This window comes from Pseudomonas sp. fls2-241-R2A-110, assembly GCF_030209165.1.
GTDB lineage: Bacteria > Pseudomonadota > Gammaproteobacteria > Pseudomonadales > Pseudomonadaceae > Aquipseudomonas.
This window is the reverse complement of the sequence record NZ_JARVSN010000031.1, coordinates 1-25,272: the sequence shown is the minus strand read 5'-3', so window position 1 is coordinate 25,272 and position 25,272 is coordinate 1. Positions and strand designations below refer to the sequence as shown.

The 25,272-nt window shown below is 59.6% G+C and carries 20 protein-coding genes and 2 pseudogenes; 12 read left to right on the top strand and 10 right to left on the bottom strand.

Translation table 11 applies throughout. The features are described 5' to 3' along the window. Positions 1-50: 50 nt before the first annotated feature. The 3 genes from QRN31_RS25000 (at position 51) to QRN31_RS24990 (ending at position 2,031) form a co-directional block, all read left to right on the top strand. Entirely contained in the window at positions 51-863 is an 813-nt protein-coding gene (locus QRN31_RS25000; protein ID WP_285435198.1) for an AraC family transcriptional regulator, read from the top strand. An 88-nt stretch (positions 864-951) separates the two neighbouring features. Beyond that, entirely contained in the window at positions 952-1,320 is a 369-nt protein-coding gene (locus tag QRN31_RS24995) for a cupin domain-containing protein (RefSeq protein WP_285435197.1), read from the top strand. A gap of 186 nt (positions 1,321-1,506) precedes the next feature. After that, complete coding sequence (locus QRN31_RS24990; RefSeq protein ID WP_090179997.1) at positions 1,507-2,031, top strand: hypothetical protein; 525 nt, start codon at positions 1,507-1,509, stop codon at positions 2,029-2,031. A gap of 10 nt (positions 2,032-2,041) precedes the next feature. Here QRN31_RS24990 and QRN31_RS24985 read toward each other — a convergent pair whose 3' ends face one another. From QRN31_RS24985 to QRN31_RS24975, 4 genes and pseudogenes are all read right to left on the bottom strand, one after another. Further along, positions 2,042-2,641, bottom strand: coding sequence for a flavin reductase family protein (locus QRN31_RS24985; protein WP_285435194.1), 600 nt, complete (start codon positions 2,639-2,641; stop codon positions 2,042-2,044). A gap of 57 nt (positions 2,642-2,698) precedes the next feature. Beyond that, positions 2,699-3,136 (bottom strand): annotated as a pseudogene (locus QRN31_RS31695) (methyl-accepting chemotaxis protein); the annotation flags it as partial. 150 nt (positions 3,137-3,286) lie between these two features. After that, positions 3,287-3,925 (bottom strand): annotated as a pseudogene (locus QRN31_RS31690) (PAS domain-containing protein); the annotation flags it as partial. 224 nt (positions 3,926-4,149) lie between these two features. Then, a complete protein-coding gene (locus QRN31_RS24975) occupies positions 4,150-5,463 on the bottom strand; it encodes an MFS transporter (RefSeq protein WP_285435191.1) in 1,314 nt (437 codons plus the stop codon). A 216-nt stretch (positions 5,464-5,679) separates the two neighbouring features. Between QRN31_RS24975 and QRN31_RS24970 the strand changes: the two genes are divergently transcribed. The 5 genes from QRN31_RS24970 to QRN31_RS24950 all read left to right on the top strand — a co-directional run bounded on the left by QRN31_RS24970 (position 5,680) and on the right by QRN31_RS24950 (position 13,797). Beyond that, entirely contained in the window at positions 5,680-7,098 is a 1,419-nt protein-coding gene (locus QRN31_RS24970) for a short-chain fatty acid transporter (protein ID WP_285435189.1), read from the top strand. 218 nt (positions 7,099-7,316) lie between these two features. After that, positions 7,317-9,017, top strand: coding sequence for an acid phosphatase (locus QRN31_RS24965; protein WP_285435188.1), 1,701 nt, complete (start codon positions 7,317-7,319; stop codon positions 9,015-9,017). A gap of 117 nt (positions 9,018-9,134) precedes the next feature. After that, positions 9,135-10,832 carry a molecular chaperone HscC gene (locus QRN31_RS24960; protein ID WP_285435187.1) on the top strand — a complete coding sequence of 566 codons (1,698 nt, stop codon included), beginning with the start codon at positions 9,135-9,137 and terminating at the stop codon, positions 10,830-10,832. An 11-nt stretch (positions 10,833-10,843) separates the two neighbouring features. Further along, a complete protein-coding gene (locus tag QRN31_RS24955) occupies positions 10,844-12,550 on the top strand; it encodes a J domain-containing protein (RefSeq protein WP_285435185.1) in 1,707 nt (568 codons plus the stop codon). A gap of 74 nt (positions 12,551-12,624) precedes the next feature. After that, positions 12,625-13,797 (top strand): hypothetical protein, encoded by a 1,173-nt coding sequence (locus QRN31_RS24950; protein WP_285435183.1) that lies wholly within the window; start codon positions 12,625-12,627, stop codon positions 13,795-13,797. Positions 13,798-13,904: 107 nt separating this feature from the next. On the opposite strand, the gene can is transcribed toward QRN31_RS24950, so the two are convergent. Further along, complete coding sequence (gene can / locus QRN31_RS24945; RefSeq protein ID WP_285435181.1) at positions 13,905-14,549, bottom strand: carbonate dehydratase; 645 nt, start codon at positions 14,547-14,549, stop codon at positions 13,905-13,907. 141 nt (positions 14,550-14,690) lie between these two features. On the opposite strand from can, the gene QRN31_RS24940 reads away from it, so the two are divergent. Further along, positions 14,691-15,095 carry a serine kinase/phosphatase gene (locus QRN31_RS24940; protein ID WP_285435179.1) on the top strand — a complete coding sequence of 135 codons (405 nt, stop codon included), beginning with the start codon at positions 14,691-14,693 and terminating at the stop codon, positions 15,093-15,095. A gap of 57 nt (positions 15,096-15,152) precedes the next feature. Here the strand turns inward: QRN31_RS24940 and rimI are convergent, their stop codons facing one another. After that, positions 15,153-15,605, bottom strand: a complete 453-nt coding sequence (gene rimI, locus QRN31_RS24935; RefSeq protein WP_090179968.1) for a ribosomal protein S18-alanine N-acetyltransferase — start codon at positions 15,603-15,605, stop codon at positions 15,153-15,155. Then, positions 15,598-16,338: an energy transducer TonB gene (locus QRN31_RS24930; protein WP_285435325.1), complete on the bottom strand. Its 741-nt coding sequence runs from the start codon at positions 16,336-16,338 to the stop codon at positions 15,598-15,600. The genes rimI and QRN31_RS24930 overlap by 8 nt, the downstream gene beginning before the upstream one ends. A 206-nt stretch (positions 16,339-16,544) precedes the next feature. Here QRN31_RS24930 and mksB point away from each other — a divergent pair, with 206 nt between their 5' ends. From mksB to mksF, 3 genes are read left to right on the top strand one after another with little or no spacing between them, the layout of a single operon-like run. Next, complete coding sequence (gene mksB, locus QRN31_RS24925; RefSeq protein ID WP_285435178.1) at positions 16,545-17,819, top strand: Mks condensin complex protein MksB; 1,275 nt, start codon at positions 16,545-16,547, stop codon at positions 17,817-17,819. After that, complete coding sequence (gene mksE, locus QRN31_RS24920) at positions 17,809-18,510, top strand: Mks condensin complex protein MksE (protein ID WP_222588453.1); 702 nt, start codon at positions 17,809-17,811, stop codon at positions 18,508-18,510. Before mksB ends, mksE begins: the two co-directional genes overlap by 11 nt. Further along, on the top strand, positions 18,507-21,347 hold the full coding sequence (gene mksF / locus QRN31_RS24915) for an Mks condensin complex protein MksF (protein WP_285435177.1): 2,841 nt from the start codon (positions 18,507-18,509) through the stop codon (positions 21,345-21,347). The genes mksE and mksF overlap by 4 nt, the downstream gene beginning before the upstream one ends. Before the next feature lie 212 nt (positions 21,348-21,559). Here the strand turns inward: mksF and QRN31_RS24910 are convergent, their stop codons facing one another. The 3 genes from QRN31_RS24910 to QRN31_RS24900 are packed head-to-tail and all read right to left on the bottom strand — an operon-like array spanning position 21,560 to position 25,128. Then, positions 21,560-23,866, bottom strand: a complete 2,307-nt coding sequence (locus tag QRN31_RS24910) for a PqiB family protein (protein ID WP_285435175.1) — start codon at positions 23,864-23,866, stop codon at positions 21,560-21,562. Continuing rightward, a complete protein-coding gene (locus tag QRN31_RS24905) occupies positions 23,859-24,482 on the bottom strand; it encodes a paraquat-inducible protein A (protein ID WP_285435174.1) in 624 nt (207 codons plus the stop codon). The genes QRN31_RS24910 and QRN31_RS24905 overlap by 8 nt, the downstream gene beginning before the upstream one ends. Next, on the bottom strand, positions 24,469-25,128 hold the full coding sequence (locus QRN31_RS24900; protein WP_285435172.1) for a paraquat-inducible protein A: 660 nt from the start codon (positions 25,126-25,128) through the stop codon (positions 24,469-24,471). The genes QRN31_RS24905 and QRN31_RS24900 overlap by 14 nt, the downstream gene beginning before the upstream one ends. Positions 25,129-25,272 lie beyond the last annotated feature (144 nt).

Genomic DNA, 25,272 nt, shown 5'->3' with positions numbered 1-25,272 from the left:
GCGGGTCACTGGGTTACCGTATTCTCAACTGAGTTCAAGACATCACTTCCATGACCTGGCACACCCCGCCCATTGATTGGTTCCACCGCGCGCCCGACGTTGGCGGGGTTCAGCGTTTCGAGGCGTTTTTTGCGGGCCACGGTTACGACCTTCACCGCCACGACACCTATGCGATTGGCCGCACCCTGGCCGGCGTGCAGAGCTTTCAGTACCGTGGCGCCTGGCGCCACAGTCTGCCGGGCGGAACGTTGGTGCTGCACCCGGACGAAGCCCACGATGGCGAGGCGGGCACCGAGGCCGGATTCAAATACCAGATGATGTACATCGAACCGGCGCTGATTCAGCAGATCCTCGGCGGTAAGCCGCTGCCCTTCATCAAGACCGGATTGTCGACCGACCCGCGCCTGTTCGCCGCCACTGACGTATTGCTGCGCAGCCTCGATTGCCCTCTCGATCCTCTGGAGGAACAGGACGCGTTGTTCGATCTGGCGCAGGCCTTGAACAGCGTTTCGGGAGCGACCTCCTCCCCACGCCAGAGCTTCGACTACGTGGCCGCGGAGCGCGCGCGGGCGTTCATCCACAGCGCACTGGATCGCACCGTAACCCTGGAGGAACTGGCACGACACAGCGGTCGTGACCGCTGGAGCCTGTCGCGCGATTTTCGCCTGTTGTTCGGCACCAGCCCTTATCGCTATCTGACCATGCGTCGCCTGGACCTGGTCCGCTCGCTGCTGATCCAGGGCCAGTCACTGGTCAGCGCCGCGCTGATCGCCGGCTTCAACGATCAGAGCCACATGACCCGGCAATTCAGCAAGACATACGGCCTCTCGCCCGCACGCTGGATGAAGATGCATCGCCGCTGAGCCACGCGCAAAGCCACGCACAATCGTACAAGAAGCCTGCCGACGGGCTGGTTAACGTGGGTTCACGATCAACCACGAGGCCTGCTTCATGAACGCTTACCACAGCCTGAACTTCGCTGAAAAAATCGCCCGGATCGACGCGCACTGGTCGCCGCGAGTCATTGCCGAAATGAACGACTACCAGTTCAAAGTGGTGAAACTGCTGGGGGATTTCATCTGGCACGATCACCTGGATACCGACGAAACCTTCATCGTTCTCGATGGGCAACTGCGCATCGATTTTCGCGATGGCCACGTTCTGGTGAATGCAGGCGAAATGTATGTGGTGCCAAAGGGAGTCGAGCACAAACCCTCTGCCACACAGGAAGTAAAGTTGCTGTTGATCGAGCCCAAAGGTGTGTTGAACACCGGCAGCGAAGGTGGCGAACGCACCGCTCAGAACGATGTATGGGTGTAAAGCCCGCAGACCACAGCACGGTAGGAAATGCCTTCCAACACGTTCGGAAGCTTCATACATAAGTGTTTCAGCGGTTGTTTTAAAGTGTTTCACGGAGCGCAGACGTCACAGTTTGACCCATCGGTCTGACTGCCAAAGGCCTCTGCGCCCCTCCACTTTTTCACAACCACCAAGGCGTTACATTTGATGAGCAACCGTTGGAAGAGCAATTCGCGCAAAGATTCCGGTGTGTTTTTGAGACGCTTTAAAACAGAGCTGATCGTGGGCTTCATTCTTGGCGCGGTGCCCCTGTTGATCAACTCGACCAATCAGGCCGAACTGCAAGCCATTCTCCAGTCATTGCTGGCCAGCGCCCCTATTCTCAATCATGGTGGATGCCTGCTGACGATCTATGTCGCGGTGTGCATCCACAAGAAAATCCATCGGTTGAAAAGCGACCGCATGCGCGACCGGTTCGAGACGATCTACAAGGTCACGGCGGAAGTCGGGACCAGTTTCCTGACGCTGCTGCGCACAGGGCTGGGGGCGATCGTCGGGTTTCTGATGATCGCCCCGTTCATGGACGAGGCGCCGATCTCGCTGAACCATTGGCTGACCACGGCCCTGTATTGCGCCATGACCCTGGTGTTCTCGGCATCGGTGTCATTGTTGCACGACTTTCTGATGACCCGCCCGACACGCAGCCATCCGAAAAATCACATTCGTTTGTAAGGCCCCGGGCTTAAGCCTTTAAAGTCTTGCCGTCCACCGGATCGCCGATCGTCAAGAAATGCCCGCCCGCGACGTGGTGCAAGGTGCGCAAGGCATCGTGCCCTTCGAAGTGCCAACGGCCCTCGCTGAACACCCGCTCATCAGCCTGTGCGGCAATCACTTCGGCCAGGAATAGATCGTACTGCTGATGGTTGTCAGGCTCTGGCAGCAGCCGGCATTCCAGCCATGCAACACAGCCTTCAAGCAAGGGTGCGTCGATCAGCTCACCGTTGAACGTCTGCAGGCCATAGGTTTGGAACTTGTCCTGGCCCTGGCTTTGGGTCAGTTCCAGGCCCGATGTCGAGCCGACGGTCTGCACGATGTCGGCCTGAGCAGCGCAGGGAACGTTCAATACGAATGTTCCCGAGGCTTCCAGCAGTTGCCGGGTCCAGGTGGATTTATCCAGCACCACGGCAATTTTTGGCGGTTCGAAATCCAGTGGCATGGCCCAGGCGGCGGCCATGATATTGCGTTGGTCATCATGCGCCGCACTGACCAGCACGGTCGGCCCGTGATTGAGCAGGCGATAAGCCTTGGACAAGGGAACCGGACGGCGGTGAGAAACGCTCATGAGGGCTGCTCCTGGGGAAAACGCCGATTGTAGCGATTTCCACCAGGAGGGCAGGCATCAAGTCGCCAGCTGATTGGCAAACTGTCCGACCGCGTTCACCACTTTCTGCGCACCGTCCTGAATCTCGACGATCACTGTGCCAGCCTCCGCTGCCAGCGCCAGACCTTGTTCGGCCTGGAGTTGGCCGTCGGTCATCAGGGCCACGGCATTGCGCGCCATGTCCTGGTTCTGGCGCACCACGCCGACGATTTCATCGGTGGCCTGGCTGGTGCGCGAAGCCAGTTGCCGGACTTCGTCCGCAACCACGGCAAAACCCCGCCCCTGTTCACCGGCACGGGCCGCTTCGATGGCCGCGTTAAGCGCCAGCAGGTTGGTTTGTTCGGCAATGCCGCTGATGGTTTTGACGATGGTGCCGATGACCAGCGATTGCTCGTTCAGTGCTTCGATGCCTTCGCCGGCGGTTTGCATGTGCTTGGCCAGGTCGCGCATCACATTCACCGCCTGCGTCACCACCGTCGTGCCGCGCTGGGCGCTTTGGTCGGTTTGCTGCGAGGTGCTATAGGCGATGTTGGCCGCTTCGGCGACCGCCTGTTCCTGATTGACTTGATCGGTTATCACGGTGGCAAACTTCACCACTTTGTAGAGCTTGTTGTTGGCGTCCAACACCGGGTTGTAGGACGCCTCCAGCCAGACCACCCGACCGTGGCTGTCCACACGCTTGAAGCGCTCGGCAACGAACTCACCCGCGTTCAAGCGACGCCAGAAATTCTGATACTCAGCGCTGTTGTAGTCCTCAGGCTCGCAGAACATGCGGTGATGTTTGCCTTTGATCTGCGCCAGGCTGTAACCCATGCCGCTGAGGAATCGCTCGTTGGCCATCAGCACGTTGCCATTGAGGTCGAACTCGATCACCGCCGTGGAACGCACCAGAGCGCCGATCAGGTTCTCATGTTCGCGGGACGCCTCGATGGTGCGGGTCAGGTCGCTGGAGTAAATCGAGAAACACTTGATCTTGCCGTTCGAAGACCGCACGGGTTGCGCAATCGAACGCAGCCACGCTTCCTGGCCATTACCCCGCAGCAAACGCACGGTGCCGGCAAAATGCTCACCACGGTTGAGTGCGGACTTGAAGCGGTGATGGAATTCATCGGATTTCACATGAGCCGGAACGATGTCCTCGATGTGCCGCCCGATCAGGTCGTTGCTCTTGTAGAGCATCTCGTCGATGAAGTTCTGGTTCACCGAATGAATGCGCCCTTCGGCATCAAGGGTCAAGACCAGCATCTCGCTTTCCAGACTGTCCCTCACTTGCTGAAGGCTGGAGAGTTCCTCGCGAAGAGCCGACAGCTCCTGCTTTAAGCGTTTGTTGAACATGGGAAAGTACCGATGGACAGGGATAGAAAGCGGTATGCAGCCTAGCCATCGGCCTTATGGGTATTTTCTGAAGAGTGTTTCAGTCTTGTCCTACAAAAATAGTTCCGGCATCGACACGACACCCAACCCTTTATTCATATCGTGCCAGCGGCCGGACAGCGCTCGACTCGTGGCATCCGGGTGCCGAAATACGCCGCGCTGCTCACGCCCACCGCGCCCATCACTGCACAGAAGATCACGCAGATCCAAGGGCTCCATGGCATCAGACCGATCAGCAACAGCGGTGTGATACTCGCCCACGCCGCGTAGGCAATGTTGTAGGTGAAGGAAATTCCCGAAACGCGGATCCGTGCCGGAAACAGGCTGACCATCACCGACGGCACCGCCCCGACAACCCCGCAACCAAGGCCCGCAATGGCGTACGCCAAGCCGATCCAGTTGCCACCAATGATCAGGCACGTATAGAGCACACCAATGCCCAGCGGCAGCAGCAGGCTATAGAGCATGACGGTGCGCCAGGCGCCGATGCGATCGACCAGCAGCCCGGCGAGGACGCAGCCGATGTTCAGGAAAACAATGCCCAAGGCACTCAAGGCGAAGGTGTGGCTGGCGGTCATGCCGAAGGTTTTCTGCATCATGGTCGGGGTAATGACCACGAACACCACCACCGCCGATGTCAGTACGCAGGTGAGGATCATGGCCGGCAACATCGCCAGGCGATGTTCACGCAAGACCGTGCGCAGCGGCAGTTCGACCGCCGCATCGCGCTGGGCCTCCATGGCCATGAACACCGGGGTTTCACTGAGCCAGCGACGCAGCCAGACACCAATCACACCAAACACGCCGCCCAACAGAAACGGGTAGCGCCAGGCGTAATCAAGGATTTCTGCCGGGGTGAAGGCCTGCGCCAGAAAGGTCGCCGTCAGGGCGCCGATCAAGTAGCCGAAGGTCAGCCCGGCCTGTAGAAAGCCCAAGGCATATCCGCGATGCCCGGCCGGTGCGTGCTCGGCAACGAACACCCAGGCGCTCGGCACTTCACCGCCCACCGCCGCGCCTTGCAGAACCCGCAAGACCAACAGCAGCAGCGGTGCGAAATAACCGATCTGAGCGTAAGTCGGCATGATCCCGATCAACAGGCACGGCAGCGCCATCATCAAGATGCTCAGGCTGAACACCTTCTTGCGCCCCAATCGGTCGGCGAAGTGCGCCATCAGGATTCCTCCCAATGGACGCGCCAGATAGCCGGTGACGAAGATGCCGAAGCTTTGCAGCAAACGTAGCCACTCGGGCATTTGCGGCGGGAAGAACAGCTGGCTGAGGGTCAGCGCAAAAAATACGAAAATGATGAAGTCATAGATTTCCAGCGCACCGCCAAGGGCCGCAAGGCCGAGGGTCTTGTAGTCCGAGCGGGAAAACGGCGCCGGGCGCGCATCGGTGTTGGCAGTCATGAAAAGAACTCTGGCACAGGCAAAAACCAAGGCGCTCATGGTCTACGCAAATGCGCCCACGGACAACCCGTTAGACCAAAGTCTCAGACTGGCTAAACTTCGTCACAAAAAATGACTGATTGATTTACTGTTGGCACCTGTCCAGACGGGCCTTTGAAGTGTCTTTTTAAAGCCCCCCGCGGACCACAATAAACACAAAAAATTCGAGGTAGTCCCGTGGCCGCTGATATCGAAGATACCCGCTCCGCCCGCTTTGCCCTGCGCTGTTCAAGTTTTGCCGAACGCTGGTTCCCCGATTCCTGGGTATTTGCGGCTCTGGCGGTGATCATTGTCGCCGTGGCAACGATGGTCATGGGCGCCAAACCCACTGATGCGGCGATGGCTTTCGGTGACGGTTTCTGGAGCCTGATCCCGTTCACCATGCAGATGGCGTTCGTGGTGATCGGCGGTTATGTGGTCGCCAGCTCGCCTCCCGCAGTGAAGCTCATTGACCGTTTGGCGCGCATCCCGAAAAACGGCCGTTCGGCCGTGGCCTGGGTCGCGCTGATTTCCATGGTCGCGTCCTTGCTGAACTGGGGGTTGTCATTGGTGTTCGGCGGTCTGCTGGTGCGTGCCCTCGCCCGCCGTGTCGACCTGAAAATGGATTACCGCGCCGCTGGTGCCGCCGCCTATCTGGGGCTTGGCGCTGTGTGGGCCTTGGGTCTGTCGTCCTCCGCGGCGCAATTGCAGGCCAACCCGGCCAGTCTGCCGCCGTCGATTCTGTCGATCACCGGCGTCATTCCCTTTACCCAAACGATTTTTCTCTGGCAGTCCGGCGTGATGTTGCTGGCGTTGATCGTGGTCTCGCTGATCATTGCCTATGCCACCGCACCGGGGCCGAACACGGCCCGTGACGCCCAAGCCTGCGGCATCGACCCGAGTTTCAACCTGCCACCGCTGCAACCGCGCACCCGCCCCGGCGAATGGCTGGAACACAGCCCGCTGCTGATCATTGTGCTGGTGCTGCTGGCAGCAGGATGGTTGTTCCACGAGTTTTCGACCAAACCTGCGATCAGCGCGATCTCGGGCCTGAACACTTACAACTTCCTGTTCATCATGCTCGGCGCCTTGCTGCACTGGCGTCCGCGCAGCTTCCTCGATGCCGTGGCCCGTGCGGTGCCGACCACCACTGGCGTGCTGATCCAGTTTCCGTTGTATGGCTCGATCGCCGCGCTGATGACCACCGTCAAAGGCACCGACGCACAGACCCTGGCCCACCACATCTCGACGTTCTTCGTCAGCATCGCGTCCCACGATACGTATGCACTGCTGATGGGCGTGTACTCGGCGATTCTCGGTTTCTTCATCCCGTCCGGCGGCGGCAAGTGGATCATCGAAGCGCCGTACGTCATGCAAGTGGCCACTGACTTGAACTACCACCTGGGCTGGGCCGTGCAGATCTACAACGCCGCCGAAGCCCTGCCGAACCTGATCAACCCGTTCTACATGCTGCCGCTGCTGGGCGTGCTCGGGTTGAAGGCGCGGGACTTGATCGGCTTTTCGTTCGTGCAGTTGCTGGTGCACACGCCGCTGGTGCTGTTCCTGCTGTGGGCGCTGGGGACAACGCTGACGTACACGGCACCGGTGATGCCGTAACCGTTTCAAGGACACCATAAAACACTGTGGGAGCGAGCCTGCTCGCGATAGCGATGTTCCAGTCGACATCAATATTGACTGTAACGACGCCATCGCGAGCAGGCTCGCTCCCACATTTGCAATTCGCTCGTATTCAGGGTCGTCACCCTTCTGTCACATCCCGCTGCTAGCGTCCCGCCGAAACATATTGCAACAATCTGGGCAAAAAGGAATTCGGCATGAACGACGACAAAGACCCAAGCAACACCCCCGCCCCTGACGACGATCACCCTGCAGACACCAGTCGCCGTCGCTTTCTCGGCGGTGTTGCGGTGCTTGGCGTCGGTGCCACTTTAAGTGCCTGCGGCAGTCAGAGCGACGACTCGGGCAAACCGGGCGAGCATCCTTTGTCCCCCGCGCAAATGGACAAGGCCCTGCATGACCAGGTGAAAACCGTGGTGGTGATCTACGCCGAGAACCGCAGCTTCAATAACCTGTTCGGCGACTTCCCAGGGGTTGAAAAGCCGCTGTCGGCGCTCAAGCCTGCCGAGTATCAACAACGTGATCGCGATGGCAGTCTGTTGCAGGCGCTGCCACCGGCGTGGGGCGGCGTGCTGCAGATTGGCCCGCAAACCCTCGATGGTGTGACTTACCCCAGCGAAACCCAGTTTCAGGAGCACCTGCCAAACGCGCCATTTGCGCTCAAGGGCCCCAACGCTGAAGATTTGCCGTTTGGGCTGGTGACGCGCGACCTGTGGCACGTGTTCTATCAGAACCAGATGCAAATCAACGGCGGCAAGAATGACAGTTTCGTCGCGTGGGCCGACTCCGGCGGATTGACCATGGGCCATTACGCCCAGAGTCGATATTCCCTGCGCTTGTGGGACGTTGCCCGGGAGTTCGTTCTCTGCGATAACTTTTTCCAGGGCGCCTTCGGTGGCTCGTTTCTCAACCACCAGTACCTGATCAGCGCCACTGCGCCGTTCTATCCTGACGCAGCCAACTCCGTGGCCAAGGCGCAGATCGCGACGCTGCAAAGCGATGATCCGCTGGATCCGCGCCTCAAACCGCTGGAGAAATCCCCCGCCAGCGCCATGACCGGCCCACCGCAATTCGGCCCCAGCGCACTGACGCCGGACGGCTATGGCGTCAACACACTCGCGCCGCCCTACTGGCCGACCTGGATTCGTGACCCGCAGCGCCCGGCGTATGCCAAGCCTGACCTGCCGAACGTGCTGGTCCCGCAGACCCACGAGCACATCGGCGACAAGCTCTCGAAGAAGAACGTTGACTGGGCCTGGTACGCCGGGGCCTGGCAAGCGACGCTGGATCAGTACAAGGATTCTGGCGGCATTCCGAAAATCCCCAACTTCCAGTATCACCATCAGCCGTTCAACTACTTCAAACAGCAAGGGCCCGAGAACCCTGCCGAGCGCAGCAAACGGCTGCGGGACGCAGGCTTGGGCGATGAGTCGAGCACCAACCTGTTCTTCGCCGATGCCGAGGCCGGCAAACTCCCGGCGGTGAGTTTCTACAAACCCCAGGGCAACCTGAACATGCACGCCGGTTACGCCGATGTAGCGTCCGGCGACCGGCACATCGTCCGCGCCCTGAAAGTGCTGCGCGAAAGCCCGCAGTGGAAAAACATGGTGGTCGTGGTCACTGTCGATGAGAACGGCGGCTGGTGGGACCACGTAGCACCGCCAAAAGGCGATCGCTGGGGACCGGGCTCACGGGTGCCGGCCCTGGTGGTTTCGCCGTTTGCGCGCAAGGGCACGGTGGATCACACCGTCTACGACACGGCATCGATTCTGCGGCTGATCACACGGGTGTTCGGGCTTGAGCAACTCGACGGACTCAAGCAGCGCGACCAGGCGATGATTGCCAGCGGACAGAAGCCAATGGGTGACTTGACCAACGCGCTTGTGTTCGACGTCTGAGGGCTGGAACACGCTCCGTCGAAAATAATAGCTCAATGCCACTACTTTCCTTTACCGGCCCGCTGCTCCGGGAATATCCTTGCGTTTTTTTGCAGGCCGTAAAGGGAGTTCATTGCAATGATCGTAGGGATTGACCTGGGGACCACCAACAGCCTTGTCGCCGTCTGGCGTGGAGAATCCAGTGAATTGGTGCCCAATGCCCTGGGCCAGTTCCTCACACCCAGTGTGGTTGGCCTCGATGATCAGGGCCGCGTTTTGGTGGGCCAGGCCGCCCGTGAGCGTTTGCACACCCACTCACGCCAGACCGCTTCGCTGTTCAAGCGCCACATGGGCAGCGCAACCGAAGTGCGCCTCGGGGACCGAACCTTCCGTCCCGAGGAGCTTTCGGCGCTGGTGCTCAAAAGCCTGAAGGAAGACGTGGAACGGGCCTTTGGCGAAACCGTGCACGAAGCCGTCATCAGCGTGCCGGCCTACTTCAGCGATGCCCAGCGCAAGGCGACGCGCATTGCCGGTGAGCTGGCCGGCCTGAAGGTCGATAAGCTGATCAACGAGCCGACCGCCGCCGCCCTGGCTTACGGGCTGCACCAACGGGACAAGGAAACCTCGTTCCTGGTTTTCGACCTTGGCGGCGGCACCTTCGACGTGTCGATCCTGGAGCTGTTCGATGGCGTCATGGAAGTGCGTGCCAGCGCCGGCGACAACTTCCTCGGTGGCGAGGATTTCGACAGCGTGCTGCTCGAGCACTTTCTCGAACACCATCGCAACACTGATCATTTCCCCGACCGCGCCAGCATCATCCAGCCTCTGCGTCGTGAAGCCGAGCGCGTACGCAAAGCGTTGGGTCAAGACGCCAGCGCCGAATTCAGCCTGAGGGTCGATGGCCAGCAATGGACGCAAACCATCACCCAACAACAATTGGCCAGCCTCTACACACCGTTGCTCGAACGCCTGCGCACGCCGATTGAACGGGCGCTGAGAGACGCGCGCATTCGCGTCAGTGACCTCGACGAAATCCTGCTGGTGGGCGGCACGACGCGCATGCCGCTGGTGCGCAAACTGGCCGCCGGGCTGTTCGGGCGTTTCCCCTCGATCAGCCTCGACCCGGACGAAGTCGTGGCCCATGGCGCGGCCATTCAAGCAGCGCTCAAGGCACGTTCCGCCGCACTGGAAGAAGTGGTGCTGACGGACGTCTGTTCCTACACGTTGGGCATCGAGACCTCGACCCAGGTCGGCCAGCAATTCGAAAGTGGCCATTACCTGCCGATTATCGAGCGCAACAGCATCGTGCCGGTGAGCCGGGTCAAGACCGTCTACACCCTGCACGATAACCAGGAACATGTGCTGCTGAAGATCTATCAGGGCGAAAGCCGCCTGGTCAAAGACAACGTGGCGCTGGGCGAACTGGACATCAAAGTGCCGAAACGCAAGGCTGGCGAAGTCGCGCTGGACGTGCGCTTCACCTATGACAACAACGGTTTGCTCGAGGCCCAAGTGGTGGTCCCATTGACAGGTGACCTGCACTCGCTGGTGATCGAGAACAATCCCGGCGTGCTGACACCCGAGGAGATTCAGCAGCGGCTCGCGGGCCTGGCACTGTTGAAGATTCACCCTCGCGATCAGCAGGTGAATACTGTTTTGACCGCACGTCTTGAGCGTCTCTATCAGGAAAGCCTGGGGCAGATGCGTGAACAGATCGGTCATTGGGCCAAACAGTTTCAGCACGTGCTTGATTCTCAGGACGAACGCCGGATTCGTGAGGCGCGCAGTGAGTTGACGCAGCAATTGAGCTCACTGGACAACGGCCTCTGGCAGTAAGGAGCGCCAACATGGATTGCTGGTCATTACTGCAGTTACCCGAAGACGCCGACGCGCGCACCATCAAGCGCAGTTACGCGCGACTGCTGAAAACCTTCCGGCCCGATGAAGACCCCGAGGGTTTCCAGCGTTTGCGCGAAGCCTATGAGCATGCGCTGGAAGCTGCCCAATGGCGGGCCGAAAATGCTTCGCCCGAGTACGACGTCGCCATGGCCGAAGGCGCAGAACAGCCGAATCACGCCAACCTACAGGCGTGGTCCGCTGTGCTCGACCTTCAACCGCTGAACATCGAAAACCCTCCCTTTCTGCACCCCTTGAAACTTGAAAGTCCGCCTCCGCTACGCTCGCTGAACCTTGCACCTTTCCATGCTAAGCCATTGCACGAGCCGCTTGTCGCGCCGCAGGCGTTAGCGGCGCGGGCATTGATCGACGGACTCACGGAACAGAACCTGACCGAACGTTGGGCGCAGGCACAACAACAGCAATGCGCCCAAGCGTTTGAGCAGTTGTTGCTGGCGCTGTGCTTCGATCATCCGGGTCTGCGCAATCCGGTCGCTAAGTGGGCAGTCCAGCACCTCGATTGGTTGGCGCCCTGGCAAAACGTTCAAATGACCGATTGGCAGCGAGACGCCCTCGCCAGCGGTTTGCTGCAGGATTATCGGCAGGCGTTGCAGGAATTGCTTGAAGGCGGCAAGGAGCGAGAGTTTCTCACCTTGCTCAAAAACTATACGGCGCAGCCTTGGCTACAAGTGTTTGATCGTCGCCAGGAATGGCAGCGAATCATCCTGCAACTGTTCAGCGATACCGAATGGAGCCTGCCGCTGTTTGACCGCGTCGGGCAGGTGTTTGGCTGGGACGACGAAAAAGGTATTCATCCAGAGCCTGCGTCGACGTGGGCGGCCTTGATGGAACGCTGCCATCAGGAGAGTTTTTACGAAAACCTGCGCGCCAAGGCGCAAGACAGCCGGACCTGGGCCGCCGACGTTCAGGCCGCGCAGTTGCTGATGAACCCGATGAAGGATGGCCAACAGAAGAAAATGATCGACGGCTTCGGCCAGAACGAGTGGCAGGCCTGTCATGACCTGGCGCAAACCCTCAAGTGGCGCTATCCGCAATTGCGTTTACGGTTGCCCCATGCCGATGTCTTTCACTGGCGACGTTTTTTGCCACGCCCCATCGCCGACGAAACCTGGGTGCAGGTCTGGGCGAGTATTGCCCTGGCGATGTTTTTGTTTTATTTGCCGACCGAGCACAAATCCCTGGGCTACAGCATCGGCATGCCGTTGATATTGGCCTTCGTTCCGGTCTGTTTTTTGCGCTTCGCCCTGAGTTGGTGGGTGCCGATCACGTCGCAATTTATCGTCCAGGACCTTTGGCTGACCGAGGGCCTCGTGCCCCGGCACTGGAACCCGGACACCCGCTGGCTGGTGATACGACATGGTGGACCACAAGCCGTGCTCGCGTTGCTGTTCGGGATCATGCTCGGTTGGCCGGGCGTGGTGACTTACCTCGGCTTTATGCTGATCGGTCTCCTGCACAAACGGCGCATCGGGCAGCTCGACCCTGAACTCAGCGCCCGACGGCCATGGCTGACGGCGCTGCATTGGGCGCACTTGAGCCCGCTGCAGTTGGTGTTTTTGCTGTTCATGGTCGGGGGCATCCTCGTGTGCCTGATGTATTACCCGGACTATCACCTGACTCGTTTGAGGTTCAGCTGAGCGATTGTCGGCCGATCTGCTTAAGTAGCTATGGCCCGCGATTAACGCGGGTCCACGCTGAAAAGGATCTGAGCATGTTAAAACTGACAGGACTTACCCTCGCGGCGCTCACCCTGAGCGCCGCCGCTCACGCCGACGTCGATCTGAAACTGGGCAGCACCGAACGCGTCACGCGGCTGTTCTCTTATCCCAACAACTGCAACGTCATCTGCTTCCGTCATTGGACGCTTGAGCAGACCGTCGAGCATTACCTGACCCAAAGCGTGCAACGCGATGGTTACAGCACCGCGAAAGTACGGGTCAAAACCGATAACGACCACCTCTACGCCGACATCAGCGGCGTGCCAAAGGGTTACGAAAAACCGCTGGCCAGGCTGCTCGATGCGGGCGACCTCGCTTACTCCGGCGCAAAAAAACTCAACGTCGATGGCAAATGGGCCTACAGCTGGTATCTGTTCCTGCCGCTGGGCATGGCTCTGGAAAATCGCAAAAGTGTCGAACTGTTGCACTTCCCGCCGGATTACTCCCTGACTCAGGCCCAGGACTACCTGCGCTCGGCCACCACGGATCGCTGGGCCACACTGCTGACGGACAACGGTATTCCAGCCGCCCAGACGCCGGGCTATCAGACCATCATCGACATCGCGCCGATTGCCGCGCCGGCCACTGCTGGCAAGGATCTGGAAGGTGTCTACGGTTATTTCAAGGACTACCAGACCACCATGGTCAAGGAAGTCAGCCAGAACGCCCACGGTGCGGCATTGCCGATGGTTGCCTTCGGCGCGCCGGTGCGTAACTGGATCAAGCAGCAATATGGCCCGACCGTGAATGTGCTGGGGCTGGCCACGATCAGCCCGAGCGCCGGGGTGAACGTGCCGGTGCTGGGTTCCAATCACCCAAGTTATATCTGGTACGCCGCCGATCCGGCCACCTACACCGGCGAAGACGCCCAGGCGAAGGCCGATGCCGCTGGGCTGACCGTCATGGGGCAGGATTTGAGCGCCGCCTGCTGGCAAGCCGGCATGGGCAGCAAACCGGGCAGCGATCCTGCCGTTCAGCTGAAAAGCTGCACGCAGACCTGGCAAGTGACCCAGAAAGAGAAAACCTGTGAGCTGTTCTACACCTCGATCCGCAACCTGACGCCTGAACAAGCCGTGGCCAAGTGCGCGACGACGCCGATCCAATCGCAGCTCAAACAGCTGCAAGCCCCGGCGCCCGAGACAGCGGTGCCAGTGCCAGCGCTGTAATCGCCTGTAGATGTTGCGCGTGAGCGATGGCTCACGCGCAATGTCATTCAGCTCATGCGCCCGATCACCTGCTGTTTAGGCGTCGGCGTAATCTCAGTCGAAACGCTCTACTGCGTTTCAACCGGACGCAGACGGTACTGCGGCGGCAGTTGCTCAAAACCGCTGATGGTCGTGTTCAGGCTTTTCCAGCGACCGTCCTTGATGCCATAGATGCAACCGTGGATCGACAGGCTCTGCCCGCGATGCCAGGCGTTTTGCACAATGCTGGTGTGCCCGACGTTGGCGACCTGCTGGATCACGTTGAGCTCGCAAAGACGGTCTACCCGCTCCTCTTCGGTCGCCAGCACGGCCAGTTCTTCACGCTTTTCGTAATAAAGATCACGAATCGAGCGCAGCCAGCCGTCGATCAGGCCCAGCTGTCGGTCCTGCATCGAGGCACGCACGCCGCCGCAGCCGTAGTGGCCAGTGACGAGGATGTGTTTGACCTTGAGCACGTCGACCGCGTACTGGATCACCGACAGGCAATTGAGGTCCGTGTGCAGCACCACGTTGGCCACGTTGCGGTGGACGAACAGGTCGCCCGGCAACATGCCGACGATTTCGTTGGCCGGCACGCGGGCATCGGAACAGCCGATCCACAAGTATTCCGGCGTCTGTTGACGGGCCAGCTTGGAGAAGAAGTCCGGATCTTCCTGTTTGATCGCTTCGGCCCAGCGTTCGTTGTTATCAATCAGATCTTGTAATTCGTTCATGCTGTAAAGCCTCAAGAATGATGCGCTGGTTTGACAGACAACCGTCCGTCGAGGTCACGCGCTTGATGCAACTATGGCCGGTGGAATTCTCAGGAGCCCCGTGGGTCCACCTTAGTAAGGCCCACAGTATGAGGAATTGCCATGACTGATTCACGACGTCCGTACGATGCGGCGCAACCCGAGCCCATCGATGATAACGAAGACCGCATGGGCTCGCTGCATGAGCTTGATTTCGACGAGGAAGAGCCCAGCACCAGAATTGGCGATGAACTGCCGGAAAACGAACGCGAGCGATTGATGCCCCGCGAACGCGTGCGTGAGGCCGGAATGACGGGCGCCTCGACCAATGACCATGAACCCACCGATGACGACATGAGCCCGGAAACGTTGATTCGTGAAGACGGCGCGCGCGATGCTCATGAGGCCGGTGAAGGCAATCAGGCAGATTGGGATTTAAGCATTGTCGATGAAGACGACATTGGTGGAGGCAATGGGCTGGATGAAGAGGAACTGGCGCGGCGCGATCCGATGGACGGTAATCGTTGATCTTTAGTGCCCGTCAGGACCCCATCGCGGGCTTGCCCGCGATGTTCTTGAAGTGACTCAATCCACCAATGTGCAGGCCATGACCACCGCATCTTCGCGACCGCCAACCGCCGGGTAGTAATCCCGCCGCCGCCCGATCTCGTTAAACCCATAGCGCTCATACAACTTGAACGCGCCACGGTTGCTGTCACGCACTTCCAGGAAACACTCGCGCGCCTTGGCTTCATACGCCCGGGACATCAAGTGCTCAAGCAGCGTCAAGCCCAGGCCGCGCCCCTGGTTTTCCGGTTTGACCGTGATGTTCAGCAGGTGCGCTTCATCAAGGATGATCTGCACCACGCCATGACCGACCTGCTGCTGCCCTTCGAACATCAGCCAGATCTGGTACTTGCCCAACCCGTCCAGAAAAATCCCGCGAGTCCAGGGATGGCTGTACGCCGCGTATTCAATTTTCAGGACAGCGTCCAGGTCCGCCTCGGTCATCGGGCGAAACGATACAGCGTCACTCATTCGATTCTTTCCAACGCGCCATCAGCCGACGCATGGCTTGCCAGACATCAGCCTTACGCTGTGGCTCTTCCATTAATAATTCCAGGCCCGGCAGGGCCCAGACCGAGCCCAGGCCTTCGACCTGGAGTTCGCGATTGAAGGATTCTGCATTCGCCTCCCCGGCAAAACGCACCGCCGGCAGGCCGATCAGCCACACGCAGACGCACGGTGCGTCTTCCAGGCGGGCCGAAAGAAACCCCTGCACAAAATCACGGGCGGCTTCAGGACCTTGATCCATGGTGCCCCGCACCAGCAACGGCCAACGCACGGGCTCGCCGACAATCTGCGGGCTGTCCGGCAGACCGGCGGCACGCAGCATGTCCTTGAGCAACAGATAGGCGGGATCGCGGGTCTGGAAGGTTTCGCCTGTGGGTAACTCCACCAGCAGCAGGCAACGACCGGCGCGCAGCAATTGCAGGGCGAAACGCGGTGGCGGCACGACCGGAGCCTTGAGCGCGACCGGCGCCTCCTCTTCCTCGACCTTGGCGTTCGTGCGCGTGCTGGCGAGGGAAGGACGTGGCACCTCGATTTTCACCCGTTCGGCCGGTTTGACCACGGGTTCCACGGGCGCTTCGGCCACAGGAACCGGCGCCACTGGCGCGACGACCAGAGGCTCGGGAATCTCCAGCAGCTCGGGGCGCGAAGGCGCGGCAAAGGGCAATTCGGTGCGCGGCAGCCAGTTGACCACCTGCATGGCGGTCAAATAGGCGCGGCGACGGGACTCGATAAGCAAAGGTCGGCCACTTGTGGATAACTAAAGTGCGGTGATTCTACCGCCCTTCGCTAAAGATCGCCCGCTGTTGATCGATAGAAAACCGACACTCCGTCCCGAGAGTGAATCGACACGCCTGTGATGCAGTACAATCGCGGCTTTTAATCGCTAACCAGCCGGCCATTCCGATGATCGAACCCAAGCGCGTCTTGCGCGCCCTCGCTGAACACTGGGCACTTCTGGAGCCACTGTGCGAGCACTTCGACCAGGGCACCTTGAGCCTCAACGAACTGCGCACGCAGCTGGCCGCCCAGCAACTCGACAGTACGCCGCAGGACATCACCAGCCTGCTGGACGTGTGGATCCGCCTCGACATTCTGGTTCCGGTGGCGAAAAGCCCGAACCGTTTCGAGCTCAACGCACAGATTCACGACTTCCTCGCTTACCTGCGCCGTGAGCACCGTCTGGGCCTGTGCCTGGAAATCGAAGCCTACTTGCGTCACCTCGAGCGTCTGGCCGGTTATATCCAGGACGCCTTCGACATTCGCGACGGCCACGACCTGGCGCGCCAGTTGCGTCTGCTCGACATGCGCGTGCGCGACGTTCTGAAGAAACTCGACAACGACGAACAGGCACTGGTAGCCGTGGCCGAACGGGCCAAGACCAGCGACCGGCAGATTCCGCTGCGTCAGCGTTATGCGGAAGTACTGGCGACCTGGGACGAATACGTCGAGCCGATGATCGATCTGGTGAACGCCGACGGCGCCTTCGAACAAGGCGTGCGCAAGGTCGAAACCGTACTGCTGAAGATGCTCAGCGAACAGCAGCGCCTCGGCCATCTGGTCGATGACGACATGCTGCTGCGCACCCACGCGCGCATCCTCGAAATGCAGACCAGCGCGCAACTGACCTTGCGTCATGCCCGCGAACTGCTGCTGCCGCTGCGTGAAGAGGCCCGCCGCCACAACGCCGTGACCCGTGGCGCGGCGCTGGCCCTGTCGGCCATTCGCCGTAAAGGGATCGATGCGGTGCCACAAGCCGCTATGCCGATGTTCACCCGGCCGCAAAGCACCTTCCTCGGCAGCGCCAGTCAGGTCGAAGCCTACGTGTATGCCCTGGCCCGATTCGAGCCGAAACCGGCGCGTTTCCCCAAGGCTCACAAGACCCAGAAAGGCGAAGCGCCACGCGCGCCACGCACGGCTCGGGAAATGCTCGAACGCTGCGAAGACGCCCTGCCGATGCCGGACCTGATGACCTGGCTGCTGGAGCAGGAACCGGACGGCGCCACCGACGAATTGCTGTATTGGTTCTCGCGCCTGTCTCGCGAGAAACGTTTCAAACGCGAGCGTCTGGAACGTCGCGATTACCACACTCATGAGCACCAGGTCAGCCTGCGCTCCTTCGCCCTGCTCTCGGCCCGCGACACCGCCGAGGATTCTGCGAGCACCCCACATGCATCTTGATCTAAACGAACTGTCCCAGCTGGCGCCGATCTTTCGCGAGCTGTTCAAGGGTTACCACGTCAGTCGCCGCGACCCGGAGCTGTACGCCCAACTGTCGAACTTCCAGGACCAGTACCGCACGCTGTTCAAGGCATTGGGCTTTGAACTGGTCTGCGACACCCGTGGCTTCTACTACTTCGTCCCGGACCTGGCCGCCGCCGCCGTGAACAAGACTGCCCAGCGTCTGGCGCTGTTCACCTTCATCCTCGTCGAGCACCTGGCCGACCAGGGCCGTGACCCGGTCGCCGTGCTCGATGGTGGCAGCCTCGGTCGCGATGAATTGCCTTCCTTGCTGGAAAAGTACCGCGACCTGTTCATTCAGGCCGAAGTGCAGACCGTTGAAGATCTGGAAGAAAAGATCATGCGCCGCATGACCCAACTCGGCTTCGCTGGCGAAGAAAACGGCATCTATCGCTTCCTGCCGCCGATGCACCGTTTCCTCGATGTGTGCTTGTCGGTTCAGCAGGACCGCGATCTGGCGGCCAGCCTGCACAGCGTCTTGCCGTTGCCAGTTCCAGTCCTGATCGATGACGACAGCGACGAAAAACTGCTGCAAACCGACGATCCGCTGGACCTTAGTGACTTCGAAGAAGAAAGCGAAGAAGACGCCATGGCCCGCGCCATTGCCGAAGAACAGGAGACCGACGCATGAGCAAGGAACGCTACGGCATCCGCCGCTTCGCCCTTTTGAACACCGCCGGTTACAGCCTCGGGCTGTTTCCACTGGAAGAACCGTTGTCGGTCTACGGCGCGAACAACCTCGGTAAATCTGCGTCGATCAACGCGCTGCAGTTCCCGATTCTGGCGCGCATGTCGGACATGAGTTTCGGCAAGTACAGCCTGGAACAATCCCGACGGTTCTACTTCGCCTCGGACACCAGTTACATCCTCGTTGAAGTCGCGCTGCCCCACGGTCCACACGTGATCGGCGTGGTCGGTCGCGGCCCTGGCGGTGGTTTCGGTCACCAGTTCTTTGCCTACGCCGGCAAACTGGATCTGGCGCACTATCAGAAGAACGATACGTGCCTGCGTCAGAAAGAGCTGTTCACCAACCTTGAACGCGAAGGCCTCAAAGCCTACGAACTCAAGCCGGATGAACTGCGCCGCCTGCTGGTTGGTGGTCACACCTCGGTTCCGCTGGACCTGACACTGATCCCGCTGCGCTCCACCAGCGAGCAGAGCCTGAAGACCTTCCGCGCCCTGTTCATCAACCTGCTGCACATGCGCGAAATCACTGCAGCCAAGCTCAAGCAACTGTTCCTCGATGCCTTCGAACACAGCTTGCGTTCCGGCAGTGTCGATTACATCGCCGCGTGTGAAGAAGCCTTCCGCGATGTGCGACGCATGGAGCAGGACTACAACTCGCTGGTCACCGCCGGCCCGTTGGTTGAAGCCCTCGCGGCAGGCGTGACCCAGCGCAATATCCTGCGCGGCAAGTTGCACCGGATCTCGCCGCTGCTCGACTCGTTGCTCGGCACCTGGTCGGACTACGCCAGTGCGCGCAAGGAAGAGCTAACGATTCAGGCCGAACATTACCGCAACGAACAGGACGCGCTGCAAAACGATCAGCGCGGTGGTACGCAGGAGTTGATGCGCCTGGAACGGGAAATCACCGGTATCCAGCGCTGGCTCGGTGAACTGTCTGCGCTGAAGAATCGATTTGCCTTGGTCGATGACGTCAAAGTGCTGGAGCAGCAATTGCTCGCGGCCAAGGACGCGCACGACGAACTAGCCGGTGCGCTGGCCCAGTCGCGGCAGTTCAGCGCCGAAGATCTGGAAGAGCGTCTGCGCGATCTGGAAAAACGCCTGAAGTCGGTCAAGCAGCAACTCGACCACGCCGACAACAACAGCTACGCCCGTCTGCGCGAGGAGTTCTCGCAACAGGACGTCGAGCGCCTGATGCGCCTGTTCAACAGCACGCTGTTCAGCCTGCCGCTGGGCGAGCACGGCATCACGCTGGACGAGGACGGTCAGTGGGTCAAATCCATGGAGCTGATCCTCGACGGCTTCAAAGGCGAGCGCTTCGAAGTGCCGGGTCTGTCCATCGACATCTCGAACATCGAGCCCCCTGCCCTGCAGGCCCTGGCTGACCGCGCGGCGTTGCGCGATCAGAAAGAGCGTCTGGAAAAAGAACTCAAGCAGCTCAAAACTCAAGCTGCCGTGGCCGCTGATCGCGCCGCGAGCAAGACCCAGACCGAAGCGCTGTATCAGCAAGTGCTGGATGCGCAGAAAGCCCTGGAAGATTTCCGTCGCACGCAGACCCTGACCGCCGAAGAAGGCGACAAGCTCGAACAACTGGCGCAGATGGAAGCCGCGCAGGACGAATTGAAGCGTTCCAGCGATGCCTTCACCGAACGCGTCCAGCAACTGTCGGCCAAGCTGCAACTGGTTGGTCGACAAATCGGCGACATGGAAGCCAAGCAACGCACCCTCGACGATGCCCTGCGCCGTCGTCAGCTATTGCCGGCAGACCTGCCGTTCGGCACGCCGTTCATGGACCCGATCGACGATTCCATGGACAACCTGCTGCCGCTACTCAACGACTATCAAGACAGCTGGCAAGGTTTGCAGCGCAGCGATGGTCAGATCGAGGCGCTGTATGCACAGGTTCGCCTCAAGGGCGTGGCCAAGTTCGACAGCGAAGACGATATGGAGCGTCGACTGCAACTGCTGATCAACGCCTATGCACACCGCACCGACGAAGCCCTGACCCTCGGCAAAGCGCGCCGTGCGGCGGTCACCGACATCGCCCGGACCCTGCGCAACATTCGCAGCGACTACGACAGCCTCGAGCACCAACTGGCACTGTTCAACCGTGAGATCAACAAACGTCAGGTCTCCAACCTGCAGAGCTTCCGTATCGTACTGGCGCCGAACAAGGAAGCGCTCAAGCACATCGACCAGATCATCCACAGCGCCGGCCAATACGAAGAAGGCGAAACCCTTTCCGTCTTCGACCTGAGCCAAAGCGCCGAGCAGGACAACAAGAACGAAGAGGCCAAGGAATACCTGGCGCGGCTGGTGGCGGCGAACCACAACCAGCTCGGCCTCAAGGACTTGTTCGAGTTGGCGTTCGAGATCACCAAGGTCAACGGCCAGCCGGTGATCCACACCGACATCGACGGCGCTGCTTCCAATGGCACCACGATGACCATCAAGGCGCTGACCAACATGTATTTGTTGCTGCACTTGATGGACCGCGACCAGGCCGGTCGTGTGCGCCTGCCGTACTACCTCGACGAAGCGGCGGACATCGACGAGAAGAACCAGGCCGCGTTGCTGGAGACCAGCCTGCAACTGGGCTTCGTACCGATTCTGGCGAGCGTGAAACCACAGGTCTGCGCCAGTGTGGCGATTGACCTGGAAGGTGGTAGCGGACCTAACGGGATCTACATCGATGAGGCGGACTGGAAGTACATTCGCCGTCACGATGAGGTGAAGGCCGTAGTTAACGTTGAAGCGGATGAGCCGGAGCTGGATGCCGTCTGACCTGCATCAATCGAAGGCAATGAAAAGGCCGCGATCCAATGGATTGCGGCCTTTTTTGTTTAGAGCTGGACATTGTACGTGAGCTTGAGGGCCCCTTCGCGGGCAAGCCCGCTCCCACAGTGGTCAGCGCCGTTTGCAAATTTTGTGTACGGCCCAAATCAATGTGGGAGCGGGCTTGCCCGCGAAGGCGTCATCACCGACGCCAATTAACCCTACTGCTTACCGAGGGCAATCTTCGGCGCCCAGGTCAGCCACTCATCTTCGAACTTGTCGAATAGCGGGAAGGTTTGCTCAGCCCGCGCCGGGCTGCCCATGCGCTCACCGTCCGGCGTAGCGAAGGCGATACCGCCCTGAATCAGTGTCTCAAGCGACTCGGTACGAACCGTCGCACCTTTGAACAAGCCATAGTCGAAACCGAAACCACTGGTGTTCCAGAAACGCGTGCCGCTGCGTACCAATGGCGCGTACTTTGGCTCGATCAGGATGTGCACCAATACACGATCTGCCGTCTGGCCGAGCTCATAGCTTGTCACCTTGCCGACAGTGACCTCGCGGTAGGTAACAGGCACACCGATCTTCAACGAACCACGGCGCGCGGCGCTCAATACCAGGCTCAAACCGGCTTCTTGCTTGGCCGTTTCCGGTGGATTGGCCAGGGCGACAAAGTTTTTCTGCGGTCCAAGATTCTTCAGTGCCGGCTGCACTTCGATGTATTGACCAGTGACCAAGGTCTCGAGGTTCGAGGTCTTGATCAGCCCAAGTTCAGGCTTGACCACCCAGAACTGGCTGCCGACCCGGGCGATACGCTCAGGGACTTCGGTGATTCGCGCGGTGAGCAGGACCGATTGCAGGTCATCGCTGAGGTCGACGTCTTCGACCTTACCAACGTCCAGGCCTTTGAATCTCACCGCCGTGCCACTGTGTAAGCCATCAGCACGGTCAACCTTGATGGTCACCACGGTGCCTTTGAGATTCGCCTCTTCATGGCTGGGGAACAGACGGAAACGAGGGATGCGCTTCTTCAATGGCGCATTGGCTCGCGGGGTTTCGAATGCAATGCCCCCGGCCAACAGGCTTTGCAGCGACTCACTTTTGACCTGGATCCCGCCGGTCAATCCACCCGTGAGCGTGACACCGCTGGCATTCCAGAATCGCGTAGAGGCATTGACCAGTCCTTCGTATTCTTTCTCAATGTGCACGCCAATGACCAATTGCTTCTTGACCTTGGAGAACTGATAACTCTGGACCGAACCGACCTTGACCTGTTTGTAGAGAATCGGGCTGCCGACTTCCAGTGAGCCCAGGTTTTCGGTGAACAACACCAGGTGCAGACCCGGGGAGCGCAAGTCCAGCGGCGGCGCTTTCGGACGCGCCACGAACTCACGTTGCGGCGCCGCACCTTTGTCGCCCGGTCGCACGGCTATGTAGTTACCTTTGACCAAGGCTTCCAGACCGGTGATGCCGGCGAGCGAGATCGACGGTTTGACTACCCAGAACTGAGTGCCTTCGACCAGATAATCTTCGGCCAATGGATCAAGGGTCAACTCGGCCGTGGCGGCGGACAGGTCTGGATCGATCTTCAGCGCTTTGAGATTGCCGACCTGGATGCCTTTGTACATGACCGGCGTGCGACCGGCCTGCAAGCCTTCGAAGTCACTGAGCTTGACCTTCACCCGAATACCGGCGGCAGCGGCGTCGAAGTCTTCATAGAGACGGAACGGCAGGCTTGGATCGGTCGGTGGGCTGTCCTTGCGGTTTTCCGGTGTGGCGAACGCTATGCCGCCAGCGACGATGCTGGCCAGGGATTCGCTGCGCACTTTCACGCCCGACAGGTTGGCGTCGATGCTGATGCCGCTGGCGTTCCAGAAACGCGTGTGTTTGCGCACCAGGTTGGCGTAGGTCGGCTCAATGAAGACTTTGAGCTCAACCGTGCTTTGATCTTCGGAGAGCACGTAGCTTTTGACCTGCCCGACCTTGATTTGCTTATAGAACACTGGGCTGCCGCGACTCAGCGAGCCGAGACGATCAGCCTTGATCGTCAGGTGTAGACCGGGTTTGGCGTCCGACAGCGGTGGTTCTTCGGCCAATGCTTTGAACTTGCGAGTGGGTTCGCCTTCGCCGGGACTGACGGCGACGTAGTTACCCGAGACGAGGGTTTCCAACCCGGTGATACCGGCAAGCGTCACGCTTGGTTTGATCAGCCAGAAGCGTGTGCCCGTCTTGAGGTAGGGCTCAACGTCCTTGTTCATCTCAATGGTGGCGATGACGCCTTTTGAACTGCCTTCATCATCGAGCTTGAGGGCTTTAACCTTGCCAACCGACATGCCTTTGTAGACCACCTCGGTTTTGTTGGCCTGAATACCTTCACCGCTTTCGAAGCGCACCTGAATCTCGATGCCGTTTTCGCTATAGGCACGCCAGCCGAGCCAGCCGCCGATGATCAATGCGATCAGGGGCAATACCCAGATGGCAGACCAGTTCGAGGCCGGTCGGGTTTTAGCTACAGGCAAGTCATTCATGGTCGTCGTCCGACTCCGTGTTATCCCAAATCAGTCGGGGATCGAAAGTTACTGCGGCAAGCATCGTCAAAATCACCACACTGGCGAAAGCGATGGCGCCAAGATTGGCTTCGACGCTGGCAAGCCGTCCGAAATTCACGACCGCCACCAGGATGGCGATCACAAAGATGTCCAGCATCGACCAGCGGCCGATGAACTCAATGAAGCGGTACATCCAGATTCGCTGTCGTGCCGAGAGTGGTTGGCGGCGCTGCACCGAAAACAGTAGCAACGCGATTCCCACCAACTTGAACGTGGGTACCAGAATGCTGGCGATAAAAACCACGGCGGCGATGGGAATCATGCCGTGTTGAACCAACTGAATGACGCCGGACATGATGGTGCTCGGATCACCCTGCCCCAAGGAACTGACAGTCATGATCGGCAGCATATTGGCCGGGATATAGAGAATCGCCGCGGTTATCAGCAGCGCCCAGGTACGCACTAGACTGTTCGGCCGACGGACATGCACGAGCGCACCACAACGGGTGCAGCTCTGCTCGTCGGTGTCCGCTTGCTGCTTGTTCAATTCATGACATTCGGTACAAATCAGAATGCCCGCATCAATCGCCCGCATGGGCATTCTCTCCTGACAAAGCCTGCCAGATCTGATGAGGCGACATCACCACCTCCAACCAGACCTGGACCAACAACAAACCGATAAAGCACGCTAATCCAAGGCCTACGGTAATGGCTGCCATATCTGCCAGTTTGACGATCGCCACCAGTACGCCCATGAGGTAGACCTCGAGCATCCCCCAGTCCCGTAGATGGTGATAAATGCGGTAGAGCAGCAAACCGTAGCTGCGTCCGATATCAAAGCGGATGCTCAACAACACCATTAATTGGCAGAGCAACTTGAGCAGCGGGATCCCCATGCTGCACAGGAATACAACCACCGAGACGCCTTGCATGCCGGTCTCGAACAAGCCGACAACGCCAGTCCAGACAGTGTCTTGCGAGGACTGCCCGAGTAGATTGAGCTGCATGATGGGTAAAAAGTTCGCCGGGATGTACAACAATAAAGCGGCGATGACCAAAGCGAGACTGCGATGCACGACATTGTGTCGATGAGCATAGAGCTCGTAGCCGCAGCGCGGGCAGAGTGCTTTCTCGCCTCGGGCGAGTTCAGGCTTGCGCATCAGCAAGTCACACTCATGACACGCTACCAGGTCTTCCAGCGGTAATTCTGACAGCCTTGAGGTGTCAACCGGATCTGGCATAAGAGGCTCTGGCTCCGAAAAAGTTGGACCTATTCTAGTGTCATGAACCAAAAATAACTGTGCAAATTTGTGCTATCACGGACGAGCATTTTCCTGCGGGCAAAACAAAACCCCTACCTGCATACGCAGATAGGGGTTTCGGAA

What these genes read in the sequence shown, in the direction of transcription:
- QRN31_RS24955 (WP_285435185.1), top strand. Translation starts at nt 10,844, where the DNA reads ATGGATTGCTGGTCATTACTGCAGTTACCCGAAGACGCCGACGCGCGC.
- rimI (WP_090179968.1), bottom strand. Translation starts at nt 15,605, where the DNA reads ATGAGTGACGCTGTATCGTTTCGCCCGATGACCGAGGCGGACCTGGAC.
- QRN31_RS24995 (WP_285435197.1), top strand. Translation starts at nt 952, where the DNA reads ATGAACGCTTACCACAGCCTGAACTTCGCTGAAAAAATCGCCCGGATC.
- QRN31_RS24990 (WP_090179997.1), top strand. Translation starts at nt 1,507, where the DNA reads ATGAGCAACCGTTGGAAGAGCAATTCGCGCAAAGATTCCGGTGTGTTT.
- can (WP_285435181.1), bottom strand. Translation starts at nt 14,549, where the DNA reads ATGAACGAATTACAAGATCTGATTGATAACAACGAACGCTGGGCCGAA.
- QRN31_RS24930 (WP_285435325.1), bottom strand. Translation starts at nt 16,338, where the DNA reads ATGCAGGTGGTCAACTGGCTGCCGCGCACCGAATTGCCCTTTGCCGCG.
- QRN31_RS24910 (WP_285435175.1), bottom strand. Translation starts at nt 23,866, where the DNA reads ATGAATGACTTGCCTGTAGCTAAAACCCGACCGGCCTCGAACTGGTCT.
- QRN31_RS24985 (WP_285435194.1), bottom strand. Translation starts at nt 2,641, where the DNA reads ATGAGCGTTTCTCACCGCCGTCCGGTTCCCTTGTCCAAGGCTTATCGC.
- mksF (WP_285435177.1), top strand. Translation starts at nt 18,507, where the DNA reads ATGAGCAAGGAACGCTACGGCATCCGCCGCTTCGCCCTTTTGAACACC.
- mksE (WP_222588453.1), top strand. Translation starts at nt 17,809, where the DNA reads ATGCATCTTGATCTAAACGAACTGTCCCAGCTGGCGCCGATCTTTCGC.
- QRN31_RS24965 (WP_285435188.1), top strand. Translation starts at nt 7,317, where the DNA reads ATGAACGACGACAAAGACCCAAGCAACACCCCCGCCCCTGACGACGAT.
- QRN31_RS24905 (WP_285435174.1), bottom strand. Translation starts at nt 24,482, where the DNA reads ATGCGGGCGATTGATGCGGGCATTCTGATTTGTACCGAATGTCATGAA.
- mksB (WP_285435178.1), top strand. Translation starts at nt 16,545, where the DNA reads ATGATCGAACCCAAGCGCGTCTTGCGCGCCCTCGCTGAACACTGGGCA.
- QRN31_RS24940 (WP_285435179.1), top strand. Translation starts at nt 14,691, where the DNA reads ATGACTGATTCACGACGTCCGTACGATGCGGCGCAACCCGAGCCCATC.
- QRN31_RS24950 (WP_285435183.1), top strand. Translation starts at nt 12,625, where the DNA reads ATGTTAAAACTGACAGGACTTACCCTCGCGGCGCTCACCCTGAGCGCC.
- QRN31_RS25000 (WP_285435198.1), top strand. Translation starts at nt 51, where the DNA reads ATGACCTGGCACACCCCGCCCATTGATTGGTTCCACCGCGCGCCCGAC.
- QRN31_RS24960 (WP_285435187.1), top strand. Translation starts at nt 9,135, where the DNA reads ATGATCGTAGGGATTGACCTGGGGACCACCAACAGCCTTGTCGCCGTC.
- QRN31_RS24975 (WP_285435191.1), bottom strand. Translation starts at nt 5,463, where the DNA reads ATGACTGCCAACACCGATGCGCGCCCGGCGCCGTTTTCCCGCTCGGAC.
- QRN31_RS24900 (WP_285435172.1), bottom strand. Translation starts at nt 25,128, where the DNA reads ATGCCAGATCCGGTTGACACCTCAAGGCTGTCAGAATTACCGCTGGAA.